The organism is Streptomyces sp. JJ38 (assembly GCF_019303475.1).
In the GTDB taxonomy this organism is placed as follows: domain Bacteria; phylum Actinomycetota; class Actinomycetes; order Streptomycetales; family Streptomycetaceae; genus Streptomyces.
Window position 1 is genome coordinate 197454 of sequence record NZ_JABLSI010000001.1, and the last position, 21445, is coordinate 218898.

General features: G+C 73.0%; 22 protein-coding genes. 14 read left to right on the top strand and 8 right to left on the bottom strand.

Features of this window, described 5'->3' with window-relative positions; genetic code table 11:
* Positions 1–154: 154 nt before the first annotated feature.
* From HPT28_RS00810 to HPT28_RS00820, 3 genes are all read right to left on the bottom strand, one after another.
* A complete protein-coding gene (locus HPT28_RS00810; protein ID WP_219088230.1) occupies positions 155–547 on the bottom strand; it encodes a hypothetical protein in 393 nt (130 codons plus the stop codon).
* Between the two features lie 233 nt (positions 548–780).
* Positions 781–1497 (bottom strand): permease prefix domain 1-containing protein, encoded by a 717-nt coding sequence (locus tag HPT28_RS00815; RefSeq protein WP_219088231.1) that lies wholly within the window; start codon positions 1495–1497, stop codon positions 781–783.
* Positions 1494–1838, bottom strand: coding sequence for a PadR family transcriptional regulator (locus HPT28_RS00820; protein ID WP_219088232.1), 345 nt, complete (start codon positions 1836–1838; stop codon positions 1494–1496). The genes HPT28_RS00815 and HPT28_RS00820 overlap by 4 nt, the downstream gene beginning before the upstream one ends.
* Before the next feature lie 103 nt (positions 1839–1941).
* Here HPT28_RS00820 and HPT28_RS00825 point away from each other — a divergent pair, with 103 nt between their 5' ends.
* From HPT28_RS00825 to HPT28_RS00870, 10 genes are all read left to right on the top strand, one after another.
* Positions 1942–2412, top strand: a complete 471-nt coding sequence (locus tag HPT28_RS00825; RefSeq protein ID WP_219088233.1) for a hypothetical protein — start codon at positions 1942–1944, stop codon at positions 2410–2412.
* A gap of 147 nt (positions 2413–2559) precedes the next feature.
* Positions 2560–2967: a cell division protein SepF gene (locus tag HPT28_RS00830; RefSeq protein WP_219088234.1), complete on the top strand. Its 408-nt coding sequence runs from the start codon at positions 2560–2562 to the stop codon at positions 2965–2967.
* A gap of 81 nt (positions 2968–3048) precedes the next feature.
* A complete protein-coding gene (locus HPT28_RS00835; protein ID WP_219088235.1) occupies positions 3049–3417 on the top strand; it encodes a nucleotide pyrophosphohydrolase in 369 nt (122 codons plus the stop codon).
* A 139-nt stretch (positions 3418–3556) separates the two neighbouring features.
* Complete coding sequence (locus tag HPT28_RS00840; RefSeq protein WP_219088236.1) at positions 3557–3991, top strand: DUF6099 family protein; 435 nt, start codon at positions 3557–3559, stop codon at positions 3989–3991.
* A gap of 83 nt (positions 3992–4074) precedes the next feature.
* Complete coding sequence (locus HPT28_RS00845) at positions 4075–4998, top strand: LLM class F420-dependent oxidoreductase (protein WP_219088237.1); 924 nt, start codon at positions 4075–4077, stop codon at positions 4996–4998.
* Complete coding sequence (gene mmuM / locus HPT28_RS00850; RefSeq protein WP_219088238.1) at positions 4995–5894, top strand: homocysteine S-methyltransferase; 900 nt, start codon at positions 4995–4997, stop codon at positions 5892–5894. Before HPT28_RS00845 ends, mmuM begins: the two co-directional genes overlap by 4 nt.
* Before the next feature lie 138 nt (positions 5895–6032).
* Positions 6033–7259 (top strand): arginine deiminase, encoded by a 1227-nt coding sequence (locus HPT28_RS00855; protein ID WP_219088239.1) that lies wholly within the window; start codon positions 6033–6035, stop codon positions 7257–7259.
* An 83-nt stretch (positions 7260–7342) separates the two neighbouring features.
* On the top strand, positions 7343–8365 hold the full coding sequence (argF, locus tag HPT28_RS00860; RefSeq protein ID WP_219088240.1) for an ornithine carbamoyltransferase: 1023 nt from the start codon (positions 7343–7345) through the stop codon (positions 8363–8365).
* A 96-nt stretch (positions 8366–8461) separates the two neighbouring features.
* Positions 8462–9289 (top strand): enoyl-CoA hydratase family protein, encoded by an 828-nt coding sequence (locus HPT28_RS00865; protein WP_219088241.1) that lies wholly within the window; start codon positions 8462–8464, stop codon positions 9287–9289.
* Complete coding sequence (locus tag HPT28_RS00870) at positions 9274–11565, top strand: bifunctional salicylyl-CoA 5-hydroxylase/oxidoreductase (RefSeq protein ID WP_219088242.1); 2292 nt, start codon at positions 9274–9276, stop codon at positions 11563–11565. Before HPT28_RS00865 ends, HPT28_RS00870 begins: the two co-directional genes overlap by 16 nt.
* 103 nt (positions 11566–11668) lie before the next feature.
* Here HPT28_RS00870 and HPT28_RS00875 read toward each other — a convergent pair whose 3' ends face one another.
* Both HPT28_RS00875 and HPT28_RS00880 read right to left on the bottom strand, forming a co-directional pair.
* The gene (locus tag HPT28_RS00875) at positions 11669–13276 is read right to left on the bottom strand and encodes an AMP-binding protein (protein ID WP_219088243.1); all 1608 of its coding nucleotides are present in this window, start codon (positions 13274–13276) and stop codon (positions 11669–11671) included.
* Positions 13273–14949: an AMP-binding protein gene (locus tag HPT28_RS00880; protein ID WP_219088244.1), complete on the bottom strand. Its 1677-nt coding sequence runs from the start codon at positions 14947–14949 to the stop codon at positions 13273–13275. The genes HPT28_RS00875 and HPT28_RS00880 overlap by 4 nt, the downstream gene beginning before the upstream one ends.
* 106 nt (positions 14950–15055) lie before the next feature.
* Here HPT28_RS00880 and HPT28_RS00885 point away from each other — a divergent pair, with 106 nt between their 5' ends.
* Complete coding sequence (locus HPT28_RS00885; RefSeq protein ID WP_219088245.1) at positions 15056–15895, top strand: helix-turn-helix transcriptional regulator; 840 nt, start codon at positions 15056–15058, stop codon at positions 15893–15895.
* A 30-nt stretch (positions 15896–15925) separates the two neighbouring features.
* Here HPT28_RS00885 and HPT28_RS00890 read toward each other — a convergent pair whose 3' ends face one another.
* From HPT28_RS00890 to HPT28_RS00900, 3 genes are read right to left on the bottom strand one after another with little or no spacing between them, the layout of a single operon-like run.
* Positions 15926–16225 (bottom strand): DUF3099 domain-containing protein, encoded by a 300-nt coding sequence (locus tag HPT28_RS00890; protein WP_219088246.1) that lies wholly within the window; start codon positions 16223–16225, stop codon positions 15926–15928.
* Between the two features lie 50 nt (positions 16226–16275).
* A complete protein-coding gene (locus HPT28_RS00895; RefSeq protein WP_219088247.1) occupies positions 16276–17115 on the bottom strand; it encodes a PaaX family transcriptional regulator C-terminal domain-containing protein in 840 nt (279 codons plus the stop codon).
* 34 nt (positions 17116–17149) lie between these two features.
* On the bottom strand, positions 17150–18805 hold the full coding sequence (locus HPT28_RS00900; RefSeq protein ID WP_219088248.1) for an AMP-binding protein: 1656 nt from the start codon (positions 18803–18805) through the stop codon (positions 17150–17152).
* A 121-nt stretch (positions 18806–18926) separates the two neighbouring features.
* Here HPT28_RS00900 and HPT28_RS00905 point away from each other — a divergent pair, with 121 nt between their 5' ends.
* From HPT28_RS00905 to HPT28_RS00915, 3 genes are all read left to right on the top strand, one after another.
* Positions 18927–20036 carry an acyl-CoA dehydrogenase family protein gene (locus HPT28_RS00905; RefSeq protein ID WP_219088249.1) on the top strand — a complete coding sequence of 370 codons (1110 nt, stop codon included), beginning with the start codon at positions 18927–18929 and terminating at the stop codon, positions 20034–20036.
* A complete protein-coding gene (locus HPT28_RS00910) occupies positions 20033–20431 on the top strand; it encodes a RidA family protein (protein WP_219088250.1) in 399 nt (132 codons plus the stop codon). Before HPT28_RS00905 ends, HPT28_RS00910 begins: the two co-directional genes overlap by 4 nt.
* 249 nt (positions 20432–20680) lie before the next feature.
* Positions 20681–21349, top strand: coding sequence for a Crp/Fnr family transcriptional regulator (locus HPT28_RS00915; protein ID WP_219088251.1), 669 nt, complete (start codon positions 20681–20683; stop codon positions 21347–21349).
* Positions 21350–21445 lie beyond the last annotated feature (96 nt).

Consider the following 21445-nt stretch of genomic DNA (forward strand, 5'->3'; position numbering starts at 1 on the left):
CTGAGCTTTGCATTGGCCTAGACCAAGGACAAGGGTCTGGTATGGACCTTCTTGCCGGGGTTGCTTGACGGGCGGGGCTCTGCGGTGCTGACACCCGGTCAGCGGGAGTGCGAGGCCGGTCGGGCCGGGCTCGCCGGCCGCGCCTGCGGTGGTGTCAGTACAGTTCGACGATCGACGGCGGGACGACGATGTGGCGGGCCCGGTGCTCCCCGCCGATGCGGATCAGCGTGGCGGCCCGGGAGTCGTCGCGACCGGCCGCCCCGGAGACCGCCTTGCGGTGACTCGCGCACGTGGCGCACGTGGGGCTCCACTCGGGGAGCTGGTCGAGATGCTCGGCGGCCATGTGCTCCGCGAGCGCGATCTGGGAGGAGACGATGCTGTCGAACGGATCGTGGTCCACGTGGGGTTGCCCGGTGAGGCGCAGTTCCTCCACCGTCTCGATGGCTCGCTTCATGAAGCGGTAACGGTCCGCGCACTCCTGGCAGGCCCACATCCAGGCCGGGGGAAGGGGCCATTCGTCCTCGGGCCTGATCTGGTCGGCACTCATGCCGGTCACCGTAGCCGCCACCGGCGACACTTCGGGGCGAACCGGCAGAACTCGGCCGGTTTCGCCGTCGCGTTGGCCGAGCGTAGCGAAGGGGCGCACCGTCACGCCCAGTCTGCGGTCTCGTGCCCTGGCCCGCCAGGTTCCGGCCACCTCGGCCCCGGCCAGGAGGGCCCCGGTGGGCCGATCGCGCCACACCTCCAGACCGAGGGTGGCGCCCTCCTTGACGGAGGTCGTCAGCCCGTGACGAGGCGGACGCAGCGGCGGCAGGCGCGGGCCGAGGAGGCGACCAGCGCGTGCGAGGCCGCGGCCAGCCCTCCGGCGCCCACCGCGAGCGGCCAGTCCCGCCCGAGCAGGGCGAGGACGAGGAGGAGGAGCGTGGTCAGCGCCATGGCGACGCTCGCCGCCGTACCCGTCCAGGCCACCGCGAGCGGAAGCCGCGGCGGAGTGGGCAGTCGGCGGGCGAGCCGCCCCGTGGCCGCCAGGCTCGCGGCGGTCAGGACGGCGGCGACCGTGGCGACGGCGACCAGGTGGACGGCCAGCAGGAGGGCGGCTCCGTACGGGCTTCCGGCCCCGCCGTGCTCCGCCGTGTGCGTGAGGAGCCAGCAGGCCGCGGTGAACGGCGCCGTGACAGCGGCGGCCCGCGCGGTGTGCCGCGCCTGCGCGATCGTCAGTTCGTGCTGGTAGACGGGGATGAGGACATCGGGCGTGCCGATGTCGCGGAGGGCGCGGGCGGTGGCGTCCGCGTGCGAGAGACCCTCTCCTGTGTGCTCGGCCACGGCGTCGTCCAGGCCGTCCCTGAGCTCGGCCAGCAGCCGTGCCTTGTGCCTGGCCGGGCCGTGCAGGGAGGCGGCCAGGGCGGCGACGTAGGCGTCGGCCGGATCCCCGCCCCGGGCGCCGTCCGGGGCGCCCTCCGCCGCGGTGCGCCGATCCGCGCCGGACCCGGTGCTCATGCCGCACCGCCCGCGGCCGGGCGCGCCGGGTTCAGGACCGAACCGATGGCGGCGGTGAACTCCTGCCATGCGGTGCGTTCTTCGGCGAGCGCTCGGCGCCCGTCGTCGGTCAGCTCGTAGCAGCGCCTGCGCCGCTCCCCGACCGCGTCCCAGGCGCTGCGCAGCAGGCCGAGCCGCTCCAGGCGCTGGAGGGCCGGGTAGATGGTGCCCGTGCGCAGCTCCAGTGCGCCGCCGCTGCGCTCCTGAACGGCGGTGATGATCGCGTACCCGTGCCGCGGGCCCGGCTCCAGAACGGCCAGGAGAAGTCCGTCCAGGTGGCCCCGTACCGCATCCGTCCTCATGTCGCCTCAGTGTACCCAGCCTTGATGTAGGCGTGCTATCTATTGGTAGACAACCTATTGAGGGCCAAGTCAGTGCGTCCTCGGACAACCGAGAGGTGTCTCCGTGACGAAGTTCCTGCTGTCCGTCCATGTCCTGGCCGCGATCCTGACCGTCGGATCGATAGCGGTCGCCGCCTCGCTCTTCCCCCGCTACGCGCGCCACGCGCTGGCCGAGGGGAAGGAGAGTCGCTCCGCCGGGGTCGCGGCGTTTCTGCACCGTGTGTGCCGTGGCTACGCGGTCGCCGGGGTCGTCGTCCCCGTCTTCGGTATCGCCACCGGCGCCCAGCTCGGTGTCCTCACCGACGCGTGGCTGATCGTCTCCCTGCTCCTGACCACGCTCGCCGCCGTCCTCCTCGCCGCGCTGATCATCCCGGCCCAGCGGCGGATGCTCGCCCCACGCGCCGCGGGTGTCGCCGATGGCGAACCGGCCGCGCTCGCCCCCCGGCTGGCCATGCTCACCGGGCTCTTCAACGTGTTGTGGGCCGTCGTCGTCGTGCTGATGATCGTCCGCCCCGGCTCGACGACGGGGGTGTGACGGCCTGCGGAGGCCGCGCGCGGCCCGGGCGCACGGGGTCCCGTCGGCCGGGCGGCGAAAGGGCACGGTGACGAGCGCCACGTGCCCGGGCCTGCGACACGGGGGTGATCTCCGCGGGATCGGGCGGGTTTTTCCTACACTCGCGGAATGCGGATACCGAGTGATGCCCCGGAGGAGGAGTGGGAGGGCCTGGCCGAGGTCGTTCCGCTGCGCGGTGGCTACGAGTGGGGTTCCTGGGCCACCGTCCCGCAGCTGCCCGTGGCGGACGCCGGCGATGACGCGCGGCTTCCGGCGGAGGACGCCGAAGCCGAGGTGGGTGGGCGGCAGTTCGTCGTTGTCCGGCTCCAGGTCTTCGCGGACGCGCGGGATGTCGCCGAGCACGTGATGGCGGGGGATCCCGTGCTGCTCGACCTCACCGCCGCGGAACAGGACGTGGCACGGCGCGTGCTGGACTTCGCCAGCGGTGTCGTGTTCGGGCTCGGAGGCGGGATGAACCGCATCAACAGCGACGTCTTCCTCGTCACGCCCGTGGGTACGGAGGTCGACGACGGCTGAGCCGGGGGCCGGTGCGGGCCGTCGGGCGCCGTGCGGACGGGGCGCGACCGTGGAGCCGCGCGATGGGTGGATCATGGACGCATGAGCAATGACGACGACCGCGGTCTCGCGGCCCGGCAGCGGCGGTTGGCCGCGTTCGCCGCCGCTCGGGACTGGGGTCAGTACCACAATCCGAAGAATCTGGCCGCGGCGTTGAGCGTCGAGGCGGGGGAGCTCGTGGAGATCTTCCAGTGGCTCACGCCCGAGCAGTCCGCCGCCATCATGGACCGGCCGGAGCAGGCGGCGCGGGTGCGCGACGAAGTCGCCGACGTGCTGGCGTACCTGCTGCAGTTCTGCGAGGTGCTGGGGGTGGACGCGCTGGAGGTGCTGGACGCCAAGATCGAACGGAACGAGGAACGCTTTCCTGCCCCGGGCGGCGGCGGGCGCACCGGTACACCGCTGAACGGGTGAGGGACTTATCCCCAACCCGTCGGTAATCCACCGCTTTCCAGGGGCGCTGGACCGTCTGCCGGCTACCCGTCACCGTGAGTGCGGATGAGGCTTCGCCGAGTGAAGCCCCGACGCTCTACACGGCTCACGGAGAGGGCAGATGGATGCGGTACGGCTCATCGGAATCAGCCGCTCGGCGCTCGCGCGCTGCGGGGACGGTGCGCAGATCGTGGCGGAGGCCTGGCAGGCCCAGGCGCTCGCCCAGGCGGTGGGGCGCTTGCTGGCCGACAGCGGCCCGCCCCAGGCGCGGCCGGCGGCCGACGCGTTGGCCCGGGCAGGGGTCCGGTTGCGCTCCCTCCCCGGTGGTGCCGCCGAGGTCCGGGCGGTGCGGCTCACCGGGGTCCGCGAGCCTCATCACGCTCTGGAGGAACTGGCCGGATTCCTGGCGGAGTTGTGTACCGCCCTGGTCGAAGTGGCGGCCGGGGCGGAGGAGGAGTCCCTCTACTGGCACTGCCTGGAGGCCCTGGACGCGGCGGGGGAGGCCGCCGATCACGCGGTCTGCCTGCGCGGCAGCCTTCCCCGTGTTCCCTCGTAGGCCGGGGCGGCCGCACGGCTGGTGGCTCCCGGGGCCGCGTCGCGGCCCCGGGAGGGCTTGCACTCCGGGGCAGGATGGAGTGCATGGACCTTCGCATCTTCACCGAGCCCCAGCAGGGGGCGAGCTACGAGACGTTGCTGCGCATGGCCAAGGCCAGCGAGGACCTCGGCTTCGACGCCTTCTTCCGTTCGGACCACTACCTGGCGATGGGGGAGGCCGACGGCCTTCCGGGGCCGACGGACGCCTGGATCACCCTGGCCGGGCTGGCCCGCGAGACGAGCCGCATCCGCCTGGGCACCCTGATGACGGCCGGCACGTTCCGGCTCCCGGGGGTTCTGGCGATCCAGGTGGCCCAGGTGGACGCCATGTCCGGCGGTCGCGTCGAGTTCGGGCTCGGGGCCGGCTGGTTCGAGGCCGAGCACAGGGCGTACGGCATTCCGTTTCCGAAGGAGAAGTTCGGCCGGCTGGAGGAACAGCTCGCCATCGTCACCGGAATGTGGAAGACCCCGCCCGGCGAGACCTTCGGTTTCGACGGGAGGTTCTACCAGCTCAGCGACTGCCCCGCGCTGCCGAAGCCCGCCCAGGAGCGGCTGCCGGTGCTGATCGGCGGGCACGGCGCCACCCGCACCCCGCGCATCGCCGCACGTTACGCCGACGAGTTCAACCTCCCCTTCGCCTCCATCGAGGAGAGCGCCCGCCAGTTCGGGCGGGTCCGCGCCGCGGCTGCCGAGCAGGGGCGCGCTCCCGAGGAGCTCGTGTACTCCAACGCCCTGGTCGCCTGCGTGGGCAAGGACGACGATGAGGTCTCCCGCCGGGCCGCCGCCATCGGCCGCGAGGTGGCCGAGCTCAAGGAGAACGGGCTCGCCGGTTCCCCGGCCGAGGTGGTGGACAAGATCGGGCGATACGCGGAGGTCGGCTCGCAGCGGATCTACCTCCAGATGCTCGACCTCGACGACCTGGAACACCTTGAGCTGATCTCCTCCCAGGTGCAGGTGCAGCTCCCTTGACGCCACCTCCTTCCCCGCTGGCCGAAGCGCTCGCCGGCGCGACGCTCGTCCTCGACGGCGGTCTGTCCAACCAGCTCGCCGCCCAGGGCTGCGACCTGGGCGACGCGCTGTGGTCGGCGCGGCTGCTGGCGGACGATCCCGGGCAGGTGCGCGCCGCGCACGCGGCCTACGTCGGGGCCGGGGCACGGGTCCTCATCACCGCCAGCTACCAGGCGTCCTTCGAGGGCTTCGCGCGACGCGGCATCGGCCCCCGGGCCGCCGCCGGGCTCTTCGCCCGCAGCGTCGAGGTGGCGCGGGCGGCGGCGGGGGAGCGGGCGGTGTGGGTGGCCGGGTCCGTCGGGCCGTACGGTGCGGTGCTCGCCGACGGCAGCGAGTACCGGGGCCGGTACGGGCTCAGCACCCGGGAGCTGGTCCGCTTCCACCGGCCGCGCATCCAGGCCCTGGCGGAGGCCGGTCCGGACGTGCTGGCCCTGGAGACGGTGCCGGACGTGCGGGAAGCGGAGGCCCTGCTCCTGGCCGCGGAGGGCTGCGGAGTCCCGGTGTGGCTCAGCTACACGGTCCTGGGCGAGCGGACCCGGGCCGGGCAGCCCCTGCCCGAGGCATTCGCCGTGGCGGCCGGGGTCGACCAGGTGATCGCCGTCGGGGCCAACTGCTGCGCGCCCTCCGACGCGGGCTTCGCCGTCGCGTCGGCGGCCGAGGTCACCGGCAAGCCGGTCGTCGTCTATCCGAACAGCGGGGAGCGCTGGAGCGCGGAGGCCCGGGAATGGGAGGGCGAGGTCGCCTACGACCCACGGCAGGCGGTGCGCTGGCAGTCGGCGGGGGCCAGGCTGATCGGCGGCTGCTGCCGCGTCGGCCCGGGCCACATCGCCCAACTCGCTCGGCGGCTTGCCCCGTAGCCGTGGTCCGGACGGCCCGGCCGGTCCCGGCGGGGAGGGTTGGCCGGTGGCGGGATCCGGTCCCCGGCGGCGTGGGGGAGCGAGGAAAGGTCCGCCGTTTCCTGGGCAGGGCGCGCTCGGCTCGGCAAGGATGAGTTCATGGGATTCCACGTCGATTCCGAGGCCGGGCGGCTGCGCCGCGTCATCCTGCACCGCCCTGGGCTCGAGCTCAAAAGGCTCACCCCGACCAACAAGGACGATCTCCTGTTCGACGACGTGCTGTGGGTCCGCCGGGCGCGGCAGGAGCACGACATGTTCGCGGACGTGCTGCGCGAGCGGGGCGTCGAGGTGCACCTGTTCGCCGACCTGCTCACCGAGAGTCTGGACCTCGCTCCCGCGCGCAGGCTGGTCCTGGACCGGGTCTTCGACGAGCGGGAGTTCGGCCCGCTCGCCACCGACCACCTGCGGGCCGCCTATGACGAGTTGTCCTCGGCCGAGCTGGCCCGCGTGCTGATCGGGGGTGAGACGAAGCGGGAGTTCCTGGAGCGGCACGTCGAGCCGATGTCCGTCCGCTTCCACGTCATGGACATGGACGACTTCCTGCTCAGCCCGCTGCCCAACCACCTCTTCGCCCGGGACACCTCGGCCTGGATCTACGACGGGGTGGCCATCAACGCCATGCGCTGGCCGGCCCGGCAGCGCGAGACGGCGCACTTCGAGGCCGTCTACCAGCACCACCCGCTCTTCGCCGGGTCCGACTTCCACTTCTGGTCGCGTGGCGAGAGCACCCACCCGTCCACGATCGAGGGGGGCGACGTCCTCGTCATCGGCAACGGCGCGGTGCTGGTCGGCATGAGCGAGCGCACCACTCCGCAGGCGGTGGAGATGCTGGCCAAGGTTCTCTTCGAGGCCGGTTCCGCGCGCACCATCGTCGCACTGGACCTGCCGAAGGCCCGCTCGTTCATGCATCTGGACACCGTCATGACGATGATCGACGGGGACACGTTCACGCAGTACGCGGGGCTGGGCATGCTGCCCTCCTACACCATCGAACCGGCGGCGGACGGAGACGAGCTGAAGGTCACCGGGCACCCCCCGGAGCACATGCACCACGCCATCGCGGCGGCCCTGGGGCTGGACGGCATCCGGGTGCTCACCCCCGTGCAGGACGTGCGCTCGGCCGAGCGGGAGCAGTGGGACGACGGTTGTAACGTGCTCGCCGTGGAACCCGGAGTGGTGATGGCCTACGAGCGCAACGTCACGACCAACACCCACCTGCGCAAGCAGGGCATCGAGGTGGTGGAGATCCCCGGAAGCGAGCTGGGCCGGGGGCGTGGCGGTCCGCGCTGCATGAGCTGCCCCGTGCAGCGCGATCCCGTCGGGTGACGGTTCGAGGGGAGGCTGCATAGAGATACGGGGTTGCGTATATAATTTCGCCAGTCCCTCGTTCGCTACCCAGGAGCCCTCCCATGGCGACAGACCTCGCCGGCCGCCACTTCCTCAAGGAGCTGGACTTCACCCCCGAGGAGTTCCGCGGCCTGATCCGGCTTGCCGCTGAGCTGAAGGCCGCCAAGAAGCTGGGCACCGAGGTGCAGCGGCTGCGCGGGCGGAACATCGCACTGGTCTTCGAGAAGACCTCCACGCGGACCCGTTGCGCTTTCGAGGTCGCCGCGGCGGACCAGGGTGCCGCGACGACGTTCCTGGACCCCTCGGCCTCGCAGATGGGCCACAAGGAGTCCGTCAGGGACACGGCCCGTGTGCTCGGCCGGATGTTCGACGCCGTCCAGTACCGCGGCAGTGCGCAGGACACCGTCGAGGAGCTGGCCGCGTACGCGGGCGTCCCCGTCTACAACGGGCTCACCGACGACTGGCATCCGACGCAGATGCTCGCCGACGTGCTCACGATGACCGAGCACTGCGCCAAGCCGCTGACCGAGATCGCCTTCGCCTATCTCGGCGACGCCCGCTCGAACATGGGCAACTCCTACCTCATCACCGCCGCCCTCCTCGGCATGGACGTGCGCATTGCCGCGCCCCGCTCGCTGTGGCCGCGGCAGGAGGTCGTCGACCGGGCCCGTGAGCTGGCCGCCGAGACCGGGGCCCGGGTCCTGCTGGACGAGGAGGTCGCCGACGCGGTGCACGGCGCCGACTTCGTCGCGACCGACGTGTGGGTCTCCATGGGGGAGCCCAAGGAGGTCTGGGACGAGCGCATCGCGCTGCTCACCCCCTACGCGGTCACGATGGAGGTGCTGCGCGCGACCGAGAACCCCGACGTGCGGTTCCTGCACTGCCTGCCCGCCTTCCACGACCTGGGCACCGTCCTCGGGCGGGAGATCCACGCGCGGCACGGGCTGGCCTCGCTGGAGGTGACGGACGAGGTGTTCGAATCCGAGCACTCGCTCGTCTTCGACGAGGCCGAGAACCGCATGCACACCATCAAGGCCGTCCTCGTCGCCACGCTGGCCGAGCGGGCGGGGGTGCCCGGGGTCTGACGGCCCGTCCCGCCGAGGGGTGGGGTGCCCGAGGGGGTCGAAGTGTGTATCGCGTACTCGTGACGGGAGTAAGAAACCGGTGATACTTTCGCTCGCATGAGCCCGTTCACCGGTTCCGCACGCAGTACCGACGACTGGCACCACATCGGCGTAGAACGGGACGACGGCGTCGTCACCGTGACCCTGAACCGCCCGGAGCGGCTCAACGCCCTCACCTTCGGGGCCTACGCCGACCTCCGCGACCTGCTGGCGGAGCTCTCCCGGGAGCGCTCCGCCCGCGCCCTCGTCCTCGGCGGCACCGGGCGGAGCTTCTGCTCCGGCGGCGACGTCGAGGAGATCATCGGGGCCACTCTGAGCTCCGACACCGCGGAGCTTCTCGATTTCAACCGGATGACCGGCCAGGTCGTCCGGGCCATCCGCGAGGCGCCCTTCCCCGTCGTCGCCGCGCTGCACGGCGCCGCCGCCGGGGCGGGTGCCGTCCTCGCGCTGGCCGCCGACTTCCGCGTCGCCGACCCCAGCACCCGCTTCTCCTTCCTCTTCACCCGCGTCGGCCTCTCCGGCGGGGACATGGGTGCCGCCTACCTCCTGCCCCGGGTGGTCGGGCTCGGCCACGCCACCCGCATCCTCATGCTCGGCGACGCCGTCACCGCCGACGAGGCCGAACGCATCGGGCTCGTCAGCCAGTCGGTCAAGGACGGCGAGGCCGACGACGCGGCCCGCGCCCTCGCCCGCCGGCTGGCCGACGGCCCCGCCCTCGCCCACGCCCAGACCAAGGCCCTGCTGACCGCCGAGCTGGATCTGCCCCTGTCCGCCGCCGTCGAGATGGACGCCGCCACTCAGGCGCTGCTCATGCACAGCGACGACTACGCCGAGTTCCACGCCGCCTTCACCGGGAAGAGGGCCCCCGTATGGCAGGGCAGGTAGCACAGCCCGCGCGCCGCGTCGCCGTCATCGGCGGCGGGCCAGGCGGCCTCTACGCGGCCGCGCTGCTGAAAAGCCTCGACGCGGCCCGCCACATCACCGTCTACGAACGCAACGCCCCCGAGGACACCTTCGGCTTCGGTGTCGTCCTCTCCGACGAGACGCTCGGCGGCATCGAGCACGCCGACCCCGTCGTCTACGCGGCCCTGCGCGAGCGCTTCGTGCGCTGGGACGCCATCGACATCGTCCACCGCGGCCGCACTCTGACCTCCGGCGGGCACGGTTTCGCGGCGCTCAGCCGCCGCGACCTGCTCGCCGTCCTGCACGAGCGGTGCCGCGCCCTCGGCGTCGAGCTGCGCTTCCGCACCGAGGCCCCGCCGGCGGCGCGGCTCGCGGACGAACACGACCTCGTGGTCGCCGCCGACGGCGTGCACAGCACCACCCGCGAGGCGCACCGCGCGGCCTTCGGCACCGACCTCACCCCCCACCGCTGCCGCTACGTGTGGCTCGCCGCCGACTTCGCCTTCGACGCCTTCCGCTTCGAGATCAACGAGACGCCGTACGGCGTCATGCAGCTCCACGGCTACCCGTACGCCGAAGACGCGTCCACCGTCATCGTCGAGATGCGCGAGGAGGTGTGGCGGGCCGCCGGGTTCGACGAGCTGGACGAGCGGAACTCGGCCGAGCGCTGTGCCAAGCTCTTCGCCGACGCCCTCGGCGGCCGGCCTCTTCGCGGCAACAACTCCCAGTGGACGGTCTTCCGCACCGTCGTCAACGAGCGCTGGCACCACGGGAACACCGTCCTGCTCGGCGACGCCGCCCATACCGCGCACTTCTCCATCGGCTCTGGCACCAAGCTCGCCGTCGAGGACGCTCTGGCGCTCGCCGCGTGCCTGCGCGAACAGCCCGGCGTGCCCCAGGCCCTGGCCGCGTACGAGGCCGAACGCCGCCCCGTCGTGCGGTCGGTGCAGCGGGCGGCCCGTGCCAGTCTGGAGTGGTTCGAGGATCTCTCCCGCTATACCGGCCAACCGCCCCGGCAGTTCGCGTTCAACCTGCTCACCCGCAGCCGCCGGGTCACCCATGACAACCTCCGGCTGCGCGACGCCGAGTTCACCGAGAGCGTCGCCCGCGAGGCCGGTGTGCCGCCGGACACCCCGCCGATGTTCACCCCCTTCACCCTCGGCGGCGTCCGGCTGCGCAACCGCGTCGTCGTCTCGCCCATGGACATGTACTCCGCCCGGGACGGCGTCCCCGGCGACTTCCACCTCGTCCACCTGGGCGCCCGCGCCCTCGGCGGGGCCGCGCTGGTGATGACCGAGATGGTGTGCGTCTCCCCCGAGGCCCGGATCACCCCAGGCTGCGCCGGGCTGTGGAACGCGGCCCAGGAGACCGGATGGCGGCGCGTCGTCGAGTTCGTACGGGCCCAGTCCCCGACGGCCGCCATCGGGGTGCAGCTCGGCCACGCCGGCCGCAAGGGCTCCACGCGGGTGATGTGGGAGGGCATCGACCAGCCGCTCCCCGAGGGCAACTGGCCCCTCGTGGCCCCCTCACCGCTCCCGTACCTCGACGGCGTCAGCCAGCGGCCGCGCGAGCTGACGCGTGCCGATCTCGCCCGGATCCGCGAGGCGTTCGCCGCCGCCGCGCGCCGCGCCGCCCGTGCGGGGTTCGACGTCCTGGAGCTGCACTGCGCGCACGGCTACCTGCTGTCCTCCTTCCTCTCGCCGCTCACCAACCGCCGCACCGACGCCTACGGCGGTGACCTGGCCGGGCGGCTGCGCTTCCCCCTGGAGGTCCTCGACGCCGTCCGGGAGGCGTGGCCCACGGAGCGGGCGCTGACGGTACGGATCTCCGCCACCGACTGGGCCGACGGCGGCACCACGTCCGACGACGCCCTCGGCATCGCCGCCGCCTTCGCCGAACGGGGTGCCGACGCCATCGACGTCTCCACCGGTCAGGTGGTCTCCGACGAGCGTCCCGACTACGGCCGCTCCTACCAGGTGCCCTACGCCGACCGCATCCGCAACACCCTCGGCGTGCCGGTCATCGCCGTCGGCTCGATCTCCTCCTGGGACGACGTCAACTCCCTCGTCCTGGCCGGCCGCGCCGACCTGTGCGCCCTCGCCCGTCCCCACCTGTACGACCCGCACTGGACGCTGCACGCCGCCGCCGAGCAGGGCTACAGCGGCCCCGGCGCGCCCTGGCCCGCGCCCTACCGCGCGGGCAGCCGCAGGCCGCCGACGGGCCGCACCGACGCGCCCCGCCCCCGGCTCGCGTTGTGACCCGGCGCGCCGGGCACCCCTGGGCAGGGGGCGCCCGGCGCGGTGTGTCGCAGGCTGCGGGTGCGTTGGGGCTGGTCGCTCCCCGAGCCACTGCCGGGGCGCGTCAGCTCGTGCCGTACCGGCTGCGCAGCTCCACCTTGCGCACCTTGCCGCTCACCGTCATCGGGAACGCGCTCAGGACCTCCAGCCGACGTGGCACCTTGTAGTGCGCGAGCCGGTCCCGGCAGAACTCCGCTACCCCCTCCAGCGTCGGCGGGTCCGCCGCGTCCCGGGGGATCACGCAGGCCAGGATCTCCTCGCCGTACCGCTCGTCGGGCACGCCCACGACCTGCACGTCGGCGATCTGGGGGTGCGAGTAGAGGAACTCCTCGATCTCGCGGGGATAGACGTTCTCCCCGCCCCTGATGATCATGTCCTTGATCCGGCCGACGATCTGGACGTAGCCGTCCTCCCGCATCACCGCGAGGTCCCCGGTGTGCATCCAGCGACCCGCGTCGACCGCCTCCGCCGTCTTCTCCGGCTCCTCCCAGTAGCCGAGCATGACGCTGTATCCGCGCGTGCACAGCTCGCCCGCCGTGCCGCGTGGCAGGGTCACGCCCGTCCCCGGGTCGACGACCTTGACCTCGGTGTGGGGCAGCACGCGGCCGACCGTGCCGGTGCGGCGTTCGAGGTCGTCCTCGCGGCGCGTCTGGGTGGAGACGGGGGACGTCTCTGTCATGCCGTAGGCGATCGAGACCTCCGCCATGTGCATCTCCGCCACCACCCGCTTCATCACCTCCACCGGGCACGGTGAGCCCGCCATGATGCCGGTGCGCAGCGAGGAGAGGTCGTAGGAGGCGAACTCGGGCAGGCCCAGCTCGGCGATGAACATCGTCGGCACGCCGTACAGCGCGGTGCAACGCTCCTGCTGGACGGCCCGCAGGGTGGCCGCCGGCTCGAACGACGGGGCCGGGATCACGATGCAGCCCCCGTGCGAGGTGGCCGCGAGGTTGGCCAGGACCATGCCGAAGCAGTGGTAGAACGGCACGGGGACACAGACCCGGTCCCGCTCGGTGTAACCGAGCATCTCGCCCACGAAGTAGCCGTTGTTGAGGATGTTGTGGTGCGAGAGGGTGGCGCCCTTGGGGAAGCCCGTCGTGCCCGAGGTGTACTGGATGTTGATGGGATCGTCGCAGGACAGCTCGGCCTGCCGGGCCCGCAGCCGCTCCTCGCCCACGGCCCCCGCCTCGTCGAGCAGCTCGTCCCAGGAGGCGTCGTCGAGGTAGTGCACGGACCGCAGCCGCGGGCACGACGCGCGCACGGCCTCGACCATGGCGCGGTAGTCGCTCGTCTTGTGCGCCTGTGAGGCGATCAGGAGCGCGACCCCGGACTGGTTGAGGACGTACTCCAGCTCCCGGGACCGGTAGGCGGGGTTGATGTTCACCAGGATCGCGCCGATCCGGGCCGTGGCGTACTGCGTGAGCACCCACTCCGCCCGGTTGACCGCCCAGATGCCGACCCGGTCACCCCTGGCGACGCCGAAGCCCAGCAGCCCGCGTGCCAGTTCCTCGACGGCGGCCCCGAACTCCGCGTACGTCCAGCGGGTACCGCTCGGCACATCCACGAGCGCCTCCCGCTCCGGCCAGGCGGCCACGGCGCGGTCCAGGTTGCGGCCGATGGTGTCGCCGAGCAGCGGCGCCGTGCCGGTGCCGTGTGCGTACGAGAGCGTCACCGCAGCTCCTCTTCCACGTACTCGGCGTCCGACCCCTCGGCCGTCCGTTCCCGCAGTTCGATCCGGCGGATCTTCCCCGAGACCGTCTTCGGCAGCGCGTCGAACTCCAGCCGCCTGATGCGCTTGTACGGGGCGAGGACGGCGCGCGAGTGCGCGAACAGCAGCCTGGCCGTGTCCGCGTCCGGCTCCCAGCCCTCGGCCAGGACGACGTACGCCTTGGGGACGGCGAGCCGCAGCGGGTCCGGCGCGGGGACGACGGCGGCCTCCGCGACCGCCTCGTGCTCCAGCAGGGCGCTCTCCAGCTCGAAGGGGCTGATCTTGTAGTCGCTGGCCTTGAAGACGTCGTCGCTGCGGCCCACGTACGTGAGGTAGCCGTCCTCGTCGCGGGCCCCGATGTCGCCGGTGCGGTAGAAGCCGTCCCTCATCGCCTCGGCGGTGCGCTGCCCGTCCCCGTGGTAGCCGGTCATCAGCCCCACGGGCCGCTCGGCGAGGTCGACGGCGATCTCGCCCTCGGCCGCCCCCGGCTTCCCGGTCACGGGATCGAGCAGCTCGATGCGGTAGCCGGGGCTGGGGCGCCCCATCGAGCCCGTCTTGAGCGGCTGGCCGGGGCTGTTGGCCACCTGGACGGCCGTCTCCGTCTGGCCGAAGCCGTCCCGGATCGTCATGCCCCACGCGCGGCGTACGGTCTCGATGACCTCGGGGTTCAGCGGCTCACCGGCGGCCACGGCCTCGCGCGGCGGCCGCCGCAGGCTGCTCAGGTCCGCCTGGATCAGCATGCGCCACACGGTCGGCGGGGCGCAGAAGCTGGTGATCCCCTCCCGGTCCATCTCGGCCATCAGCCGGCCGGCGTCGAAGCGGCTGTAGTTGTGGATGAAGACGGTCGCCTCCGCGTTCCACGGTGCGAAGAGGTTGGACCAGGCGTGCTTGGCCCAGCCGGGCGAGGAGATGTTGAGGTGCACGTCACCGGGCCGCAGCCCGATCCAGTACATCGTCGCCAGATGGCCGACGGGGTACGAGACGTGCGTGTGCTCGACGAGCTTCGGCCGCGCCGTCGTGCCGGAGGTGAAGTAGAGCAGCAGCGTCTCGTCGGCCCGGGTGGGCCCGTCCGGCGCGAAGGTCTCCGGGCAGCCGTACGCCTCCCCGTAGGGCAGCCAGCCCTCGCTCCGGCCGCCGACCACGATGCGGGAGTAGCCGCCGGGGACGTCGTCGAACTTGGCGGTGTCGCCGGGACGTGTGACGACGTGTCGTACCCGGCCGCGCTCGACCCGGTCGCGCAGGTCGGCCGGGCCCAGCAGCGGCGTCGCCGGGATGACGACGGCCCGCAGTTTCATCGCGGCGAGCGCCGTCTCCCACAGCTCGGTCTGGTTGCCGAGCATGACGAGGACGCGGTCCCCGGCCCGCACACCCTGCGCACGCAGCCAGTTGGCCGCCTGGTTCGAGCGGGCCGCCAGCTCGGCGAACGACAGCCGCGCCCCCGACCCGTCCTCCTCGACGATCCGCAGCGCCGTCCTGTCGTTGCCCTCCGCGATGACGTCGAACCAGTCCAGGGCCCAGTTGAAGTGCTCCGGCCTGGGCCACGCGAAGCCCTTGTAGGCCCGTCCGTAGTCCTCCCGGTGCTCCAGCAGGAAGTCCCGGGCGGCCCGGAACTCCTCCGTGGCGCTGCCTGACGTCATGTGTGTCCTCCTAGTTGCGGGACCGGCCGCGTCCATCGTGTAATCGGTGACCCAGGTCTCACTACCCCCGTTCGGGGGTACTGTCCCCGGCCGGGAGGAGTGCCACGTGAGCGGAGCCGACGACGCGGGCGTGCTGCGGGCGGCGCTGCTGCGGCTGCGCCGGGACACCGGCCTGCCCGTCGCGTTCGGCGGCCTGCTGCGCGACGCCCCGCGGCTGCGCATCGAGGAGCTCACCGGCGCGGCGACCGGTTCGCTGCGCGGCCTCGCCATCACGCCCGGAGGCGGCCTCGGCGGGAAGACGATGGCACTCTCCCGGCCCTGCGCGGTGACGGACTATCCGGCCGCCCGGCACATCAGCCACGAGTACGACGCGGCAGTCGCCGCCGAGGGCCTGCGCTCCGTCGTCGCGGTGCCCGTCGTCGTCCGGCGCGGGGTGCGCGGCCTGCTCTACGGCGCGCTGCGCCGCCCGGCCGCGCTGGGCGACCGGGTGGTGGGCGCCGTCGTCGCCGCCGCACGGGACGTGGAGCACGCCCTCGTGGTGCGCGACGAGGCCGAGCGTCTGCTGAGCCGCGCCCCGCGGCCCGGACCGGAGAACGACGCGGGCAGCCGCCCCGGGGCCTGGGAGACGGTGCGCGAGGTCCACGGCGAACTGCGCGCCCTGGCCCCGAGGGTCGACGACCCCGCACTGCGCGACGAACTGCTGGCCGCGTGCGGGCGGCTGGCGACGGCCGGACGTGACCGACCGGCGGCGGTCTCGCTGACGCCGCGCGAGCTGGACGTCCTCGGCTGCGTCGCGGAGGGCGCGACGAACCTGGCCGCGGCCCGGCGGCTGGGTCTGCGCCCGGAGACGGTGAAGGCGTACCTGCGGTCGGCGGCCCGCAAGCTGGGGGCGCACGGCCGGCTGGAAGCCGTGGTGGCGGCCCGTCGGTCGGGGCTGCTGCCCTGATGTGCCGGACGGCGCCGCGCACGCCGGACGTCACCGGCCTCCGGTCCCACTCCCGTACCCGCCCCCGTCTTCGTTCTCGTCCTCACCCTCGCCCTCGTCGAACCAGTGGTCGGACTCCTCGCGCAGGTTGGCCACCACCACGGCCACCGGCGGGATCAGCGCGGCCACCACGCTCATGCCGATGGCCAGGGGGACGGAGAACAGCCGCACGAACGCCCAGGCGCTGACGAACAGCGCGAGGCACAGTGCCATCAGCGCGAAGTAGCGGCGCTCCCGCTTCGGCTGCGAACCGGTCGGGGGACGCCCGCCCGGGGATGCGCGTCCGACCATGCCTCCAGGCTACGCCCGGCGCCCGCTCGGGGCAGCGGCCGTGCGGGTCGTCACGCCGGGGGCGTCGCACGCCCCGTGAGCTGCTCGGCCACGAAACGGGCGCCCACGTCGCGCAGCCGCTCGTGCAGTTCGGTGAAGACCGACGCCGAGCGCTCGCCGGGCCAGTCCGCGGGCAGCAGCGCGGGCGAAAGGCCCGGGTCGGCGTAGGGGAGCCGGCGCCAGGAGTCCAGGGCCGCCAGGTAGTCGCGGTACGCCTCCTCGGGCGAGGGCTCGTACGCCCGGGCGGCCCAGTCCGCGAGGACGGGCTCGTGCACGTCCAGGAAGGCGCGGTGCAGCTCCGCCAGCGCCTCCAGGTCCCACCAGCGCGCGACGGTCTCCTCGGTGGCGGTGAAGCCCGCGTGCGTGCCCAGGAAGAGGTCGACGTAGCCGTCGAGGCCCAGGCGTTCGACCGTGTGCCGGGTCTCCGCCATCAGGTGGGACGGCGCTATCCACACGCCGGGCGCCGCGTTGCCGAAGCCGAGCCGGGCGAGCCGGGAGCGCAGCAGGTGGCGCTTGGTGCGCTCGCTCTCCGGCACCGAGAAGACGGCCAGCAGCCAGCGCCCGTCCGGCTCCGGACGCCGGTAGATGCGCCGGTCGCCGTCCTCCAGCAGCTCCCGGGCGGCGGCCGACGGCGCGTAGCCCGCCGCCTTGCTCCGCGCGTCGGCGACGGTGAGCAGCCCGCGCCGTTTCAGCCGGGAGACGGCGGACCGCACGGCCGGGGCGTCGACGCCGAAGGGCGCCAGCAGGCGGATGAGCGCGGCGACGGGGACGCGGGCGTCCGCGGTGAGGTCGCGCCCGTAGGCGCCGTAGAACGTGAGGATCAGGGAACCGGGGGTGCGCTGCTCTGCCACGCCGTCACTCTAGAGGGATCGCCGGTGGCCGTGGTTACCGACCGGTTTCCCCGGCCCCGGCACCGGCACCGTCCCCCGCGCCGGCCTCCCGCAACCGGAAGCGCTGGAGCTTGCCCGTCGGCGTCCGCGGGAGCGCGGTGGTGAACACGAACGCCCGGGGGCACTTGTAGGGCGCCAGCTCGGTTCGGGCGAAGGCGCCCAGCTCCTCGGCCGTCTTTGGGGTGCCGGAGACCCCGTCCCGCAGGACGACGTGGGCGACGGCGATCTGGCCGCGCCGGGCGTCTGGCCGCCCCACGACGGCCGCCTCGACGACGTCCGGGTGCCTCAGGAGCGCGTCCTCCACCTCCGGGCCCGCGATGTTGTAACCGGCGGAGACGATCATGTCGTCCGCGCGGGCGACGAAGCGGAAGTAGCCGTCCGGTTCCCGGACGTAGGTGTCGCCGGTGAGGTTCCAGCCGCCCTGGACGTAGCCGCGCTGCCGGTCGTCGGCGAGATAGCGGCAGCCCACCGGCCCGCGCACCGCCAGCAGGCCCGGCTCGCCGTCGGGCAGGGGGAGGCCGTCCGGCCCCTGGACGCGGGCCTCGAACCCGGGCACGGGCACGCCGGTCAGTCCGGGCCGGGCGTCCTCGTCGGCCGCGGAGATGAAGATGTGCAGCAGCTCGGTGGCTCCGATCCCGTTGATGAGCCGCAGCCCGGTGGCCTGCTCCCAGGCACGCCAGGTGGCCTCGGGGAGGTTCTCCCCCGCGGACACGCAGCGGCGCAGCGACGCGATGTCGTGTCCGTCCAGCCGCTCCAGCATCGTCCGGTAGCCGGTCGGGGCGGTGAACAGCACCGTGACGCGGTGCCGTGCGATCGCCTCCAGCATCTGCTCGGGGCCGCTCCACTGCGCCAGCAGCGCCGAGGCGCCCGCCCGCAGCGGGAAGACGAGCAGCCCGCCCAGGCCGAAGGTGAAGCCGAGGGGCGGCGAGCCGGCGAAGACGTCCTCCGGCTTCGGCCGCAGGACGTGCGTGGAGAAGGTGTCGGCGACGGCCAGCACGTCGCGGTGGAAGTGCACGCAGCCCTTGGGGCGCCCCGTCGTACCGGAGGTGAAGGCGATGAGCGCGACATCGTCGGCCGCGGTGTCCACGGCGCCGTAGGGCCCGTCGTGGCGCGCGGCCAGCCGCCCCAGCTCGTCGTGGTCGCCGCCGAACGCCGTCGTCCTCAGACCGGGGATCTCGGCCTTGACCAGCTCGTCCAGGGCGCTCACGTCGCACAGCGCGTGCCGCACCCGCGCGAGCTCGCACACCGTGCGCAGTTCACCGCGCCGCTGCGCCGCCAGCACGGTGACGGCGACGGCCCCCGCCTTCATCACCGCCAGCCAGCAGGCTGCCAGCCGGGGCGTGTTGGGCCCGCGCAGCAGTACGCGGTTGCCCGGCACGACGCCGAGCTCGGCGGTGAGCACGTGGGCGATGCGGTCCACCTCCGCGCGCAGCTCCCCGTACGTCCAGCGCGGCCCGTCGGCGTCGTGCACGGCCGTGCGGTCGGCGCCGAACCGGGCGATGCCCGCGTCCAGCAACTCGAACCCGCAGTTGAGCCGTTCGGGGTAGTGCGCGGTGGGGCCGTCGTCCAGCAGTAGCCTGGGCCACTGCTCCGGGGGCGGCAGGTGATCGCGGGCGAAGGTGTCGACGTGGGCGGACCGGCTCAGCTCCATGGCGGGTTCTCCCCTTGGGCGGCAACCGAAGAAGTTGGTGTTCCGGGCGTGCCGAGGTGCCGTTGAGCGTAGCGTGATGGTGACGACAGTCAACAGATCGCCATATCAGGAGGTTCGCCGCATGCCGCAGTTCGCCCTGAACCCCGAACAGACGTCCTGGTGTGCCGAGTTGCGTGCCCTCGCCGCCGAGAAGCTGCGCCCCCTCGCCGAGAGCGGCGCCCCCGGTGCCGTCAACCGGCCCCTGCTGGCCGCCCTCGGAGAGCTCGGGCTGCTGAACCACCTGTTCCCGGCCCAGGCCCTCGACCTGTGCCTCCTGCGCGAGTCCCTGGCCCACGGCTGCACCGAGGCGGAGACGGCCCTCGCCCTCCAGGGGCTCGGCGCCTGCCCCGTCGCGCTCGCCGGCACCGCCGCCCAGCGCGACCGCTGGCTCCCCAAGGTCACCGCCGGGCGGGCCGTCGCCGCCTTCGCCCTCTCCGAGCCCGGCGCCGGCTCCGACGCCGCCGCCCTCGCCCTCTCCGCCCGCCCCGACGGCGACGGCTGGCGGCTCACCGGCACCAAGACCTGGATCTCCAACGCCCCCGGCGCCGACTTCGCCACCGTCTTCGCCCGCACGGGTGAGGAGCCCGGTGCCCGCGGCGTCACCGCCTTCCTCGTCCCCGCCGACCGCCCCGGCCTCACCGTCACCCCGCTCGACATGCTCGCCCCGCACCCCATCGGCACCCTCGACTTCGACGGCGTCCCCGTCAGCCGCAAGGACCTGCTCGGCGAGGTCGGGGGCGGCTTCGCGCTCGCCATGCGCACCCTCAACCTCTTCCGCCCCAGCGTCGGCGCCTTCGCCGTCGGCATGGCCCAGGCCGCCCTCGACGCCGCCCTCGACCACGCCGGCTCCCGCCACGCCTTCGGCGGTCCTCTGCGCGACCTCCAGTCCGTCAGCCACCAGCTCGCGGAGATGGCCACCCGGGTCGAGGCCGCCCGGCTCCTCGTCTACAGCGCCGCCGCGGCCTACGACCGCGCCGAACCCGACGTCGCCACCCGCTCCGCCATGGCCAAGCTCCTCGCCACCGAGACCGCCCAGTACGTCGTCGACGCCGCCGTCCAGATCCACGGCGCCGCCGCACTGCAACGCGGCCACCTGCTCGAACACCTCTACCGCGAGGTGCGCGCGCCCCGCGTCTACGAGGGCGCCACCGAGGTTCAGCGCACCATCATCGCGAAGGAGCTCTACCGATGACCCTCGACCGCCGCAATCCCGACTCCCTCGCCCGCCCCTCCGGCTTCAGCCACGCCGTCGTCGCCACCGGCTCCCGTCTCGTCCTCCTCGCCGGCCAGACGGCCCTGGACGCCGACGGCCGCATCGTCCCCGGCGACCTCCCCGCCCAGTTCGAGCAGGCCCTCACCAACCTCCTCACCGCACTCCGCGCGGCCGGCGGCACCCCGGCCGACCTCGCCCGCGTCACCGTCTACACCACCGACGTCGCCGCCTACCGCGACCACGCCCCCGAACTCGGCCGCCTCTGGCGCAAGCACGCGGGCCGCGACTACCCGGCCATGGCCCTCATCGGCGTCACCCGCCTGTGGGACGAGGAGGCCCTCGTCGAACTCGACGGTTTGGCTGTCCTGCCCTGACCTCGGCTCCGCATCGGGCCCGCTGGCACCTCATGCCCGTGCTGCGGCTCCGGCTGCCTGCGCCGCTGGCCGGGCTCCTGCGGACTGAGAGAGACGAGCATGTCTCGCCACCCGCCTGACGTGCACGGCCGTCCCCAGGAAAAGGGGGAGCACAAGCTTGCCGGACCCGGAGTCAGAGATCACCGTCCCGGGCTCGGTGGGCTCCCTATTCCGCACCTGCCGTGACGGCTCGTTGCGTAGTGTGATCGCATGGACAAGCAGGCATGCGTGACGGCGAGACGGACCCTGCGAGACCTTCTTCCGGCCTGGGCGTGGGACGCGTTGGCCGGTCACCAGCGACGAGCGCACAGGGCCGGTGAGGTCCTGCTGCGTCAAGGGGAGCCGGGTACCCACGTGCTCCTGTTGATCCGGGGCATGGTGAAGGTCGTCCGCGACGATATTGAGGGCAGGCAGCGGCTGCTTGCGTTCCGCGGGCCGGGTGAGGTGTTGGGTGAGATGGCGGTCCGGACCGGCGAGGTCCGTCTGGCGAGGGTCCAGACGATGACCGACTGCCGGGTGTCTGTCGTTCCCGCGCGCGATTTCCGGGACTTCGTCAAGCAGCACGGTCTGGCTGAGGAATTGGAGATCCATGGGCTGCACCGGCTTCGGGAACATACAGAGTGTGTCGAGGGCGACCTCGACGGGCGGCTCGCGGCGGCTCTCCTCCAACTGATGGAGATCTCCGCAAAGCAGGTCTTCTCCTTGACGCGGGACGAATTGGCGCAGCATCTGAACGTGGGGCGGAACTCGATCAGCGGTGCGCTGGAACGGTTCGGCCCGCAGTGCGTACGCACGGGGCGTACGAGCGTCGAGGTGCTCGACGCGGCCCGCCTGCGCGCTCTCCGTGACCGCCGCATCCCTCGGGGGAGAAGCGCGTGACCGGCATCACGCACCATCCGCACTGCGGAAGCGGAACACCTCACGCGCCTTCGTGAAGCTCAAGGGGGACAGCGAACGCACCCCCAATGCGAAGGA

Coding starts and splice junctions, on each gene's coding strand:
- HPT28_RS00810 (WP_219088230.1), bottom strand. CDS start 547: ATGAGTGCCGACCAGATCAGGCCCGAGGACGAATGGCCCCTTCCCCCG.
- HPT28_RS00815 (WP_219088231.1), bottom strand. CDS start 1,497: ATGAGCACCGGGTCCGGCGCGGATCGGCGCACCGCGGCGGAGGGCGCC.
- HPT28_RS00820 (WP_219088232.1), bottom strand. CDS start 1,838: ATGAGGACGGATGCGGTACGGGGCCACCTGGACGGACTTCTCCTGGCC.
- HPT28_RS00830 (WP_219088234.1), top strand. CDS start 2,560: ATGCGGATACCGAGTGATGCCCCGGAGGAGGAGTGGGAGGGCCTGGCC.
- HPT28_RS00835 (WP_219088235.1), top strand. CDS start 3,049: ATGAGCAATGACGACGACCGCGGTCTCGCGGCCCGGCAGCGGCGGTTG.
- HPT28_RS00840 (WP_219088236.1), top strand. CDS start 3,557: ATGGATGCGGTACGGCTCATCGGAATCAGCCGCTCGGCGCTCGCGCGC.
- HPT28_RS00845 (WP_219088237.1), top strand. CDS start 4,075: ATGGACCTTCGCATCTTCACCGAGCCCCAGCAGGGGGCGAGCTACGAG.
- HPT28_RS00855 (WP_219088239.1), top strand. CDS start 6,033: ATGGGATTCCACGTCGATTCCGAGGCCGGGCGGCTGCGCCGCGTCATC.
- argF (WP_219088240.1), top strand. CDS start 7,343: ATGGCGACAGACCTCGCCGGCCGCCACTTCCTCAAGGAGCTGGACTTC.
- HPT28_RS00865 (WP_219088241.1), top strand. CDS start 8,462: ATGAGCCCGTTCACCGGTTCCGCACGCAGTACCGACGACTGGCACCAC.
- HPT28_RS00870 (WP_219088242.1), top strand. CDS start 9,274: ATGGCAGGGCAGGTAGCACAGCCCGCGCGCCGCGTCGCCGTCATCGGC.
- HPT28_RS00880 (WP_219088244.1), bottom strand. CDS start 14,949: ATGACGTCAGGCAGCGCCACGGAGGAGTTCCGGGCCGCCCGGGACTTC.
- HPT28_RS00890 (WP_219088246.1), bottom strand. CDS start 16,225: ATGGTCGGACGCGCATCCCCGGGCGGGCGTCCCCCGACCGGTTCGCAG.
- HPT28_RS00900 (WP_219088248.1), bottom strand. CDS start 18,805: ATGGAGCTGAGCCGGTCCGCCCACGTCGACACCTTCGCCCGCGATCAC.
- HPT28_RS00905 (WP_219088249.1), top strand. CDS start 18,927: ATGCCGCAGTTCGCCCTGAACCCCGAACAGACGTCCTGGTGTGCCGAG.
- HPT28_RS00910 (WP_219088250.1), top strand. CDS start 20,033: ATGACCCTCGACCGCCGCAATCCCGACTCCCTCGCCCGCCCCTCCGGC.
- HPT28_RS00915 (WP_219088251.1), top strand. CDS start 20,681: ATGGACAAGCAGGCATGCGTGACGGCGAGACGGACCCTGCGAGACCTT.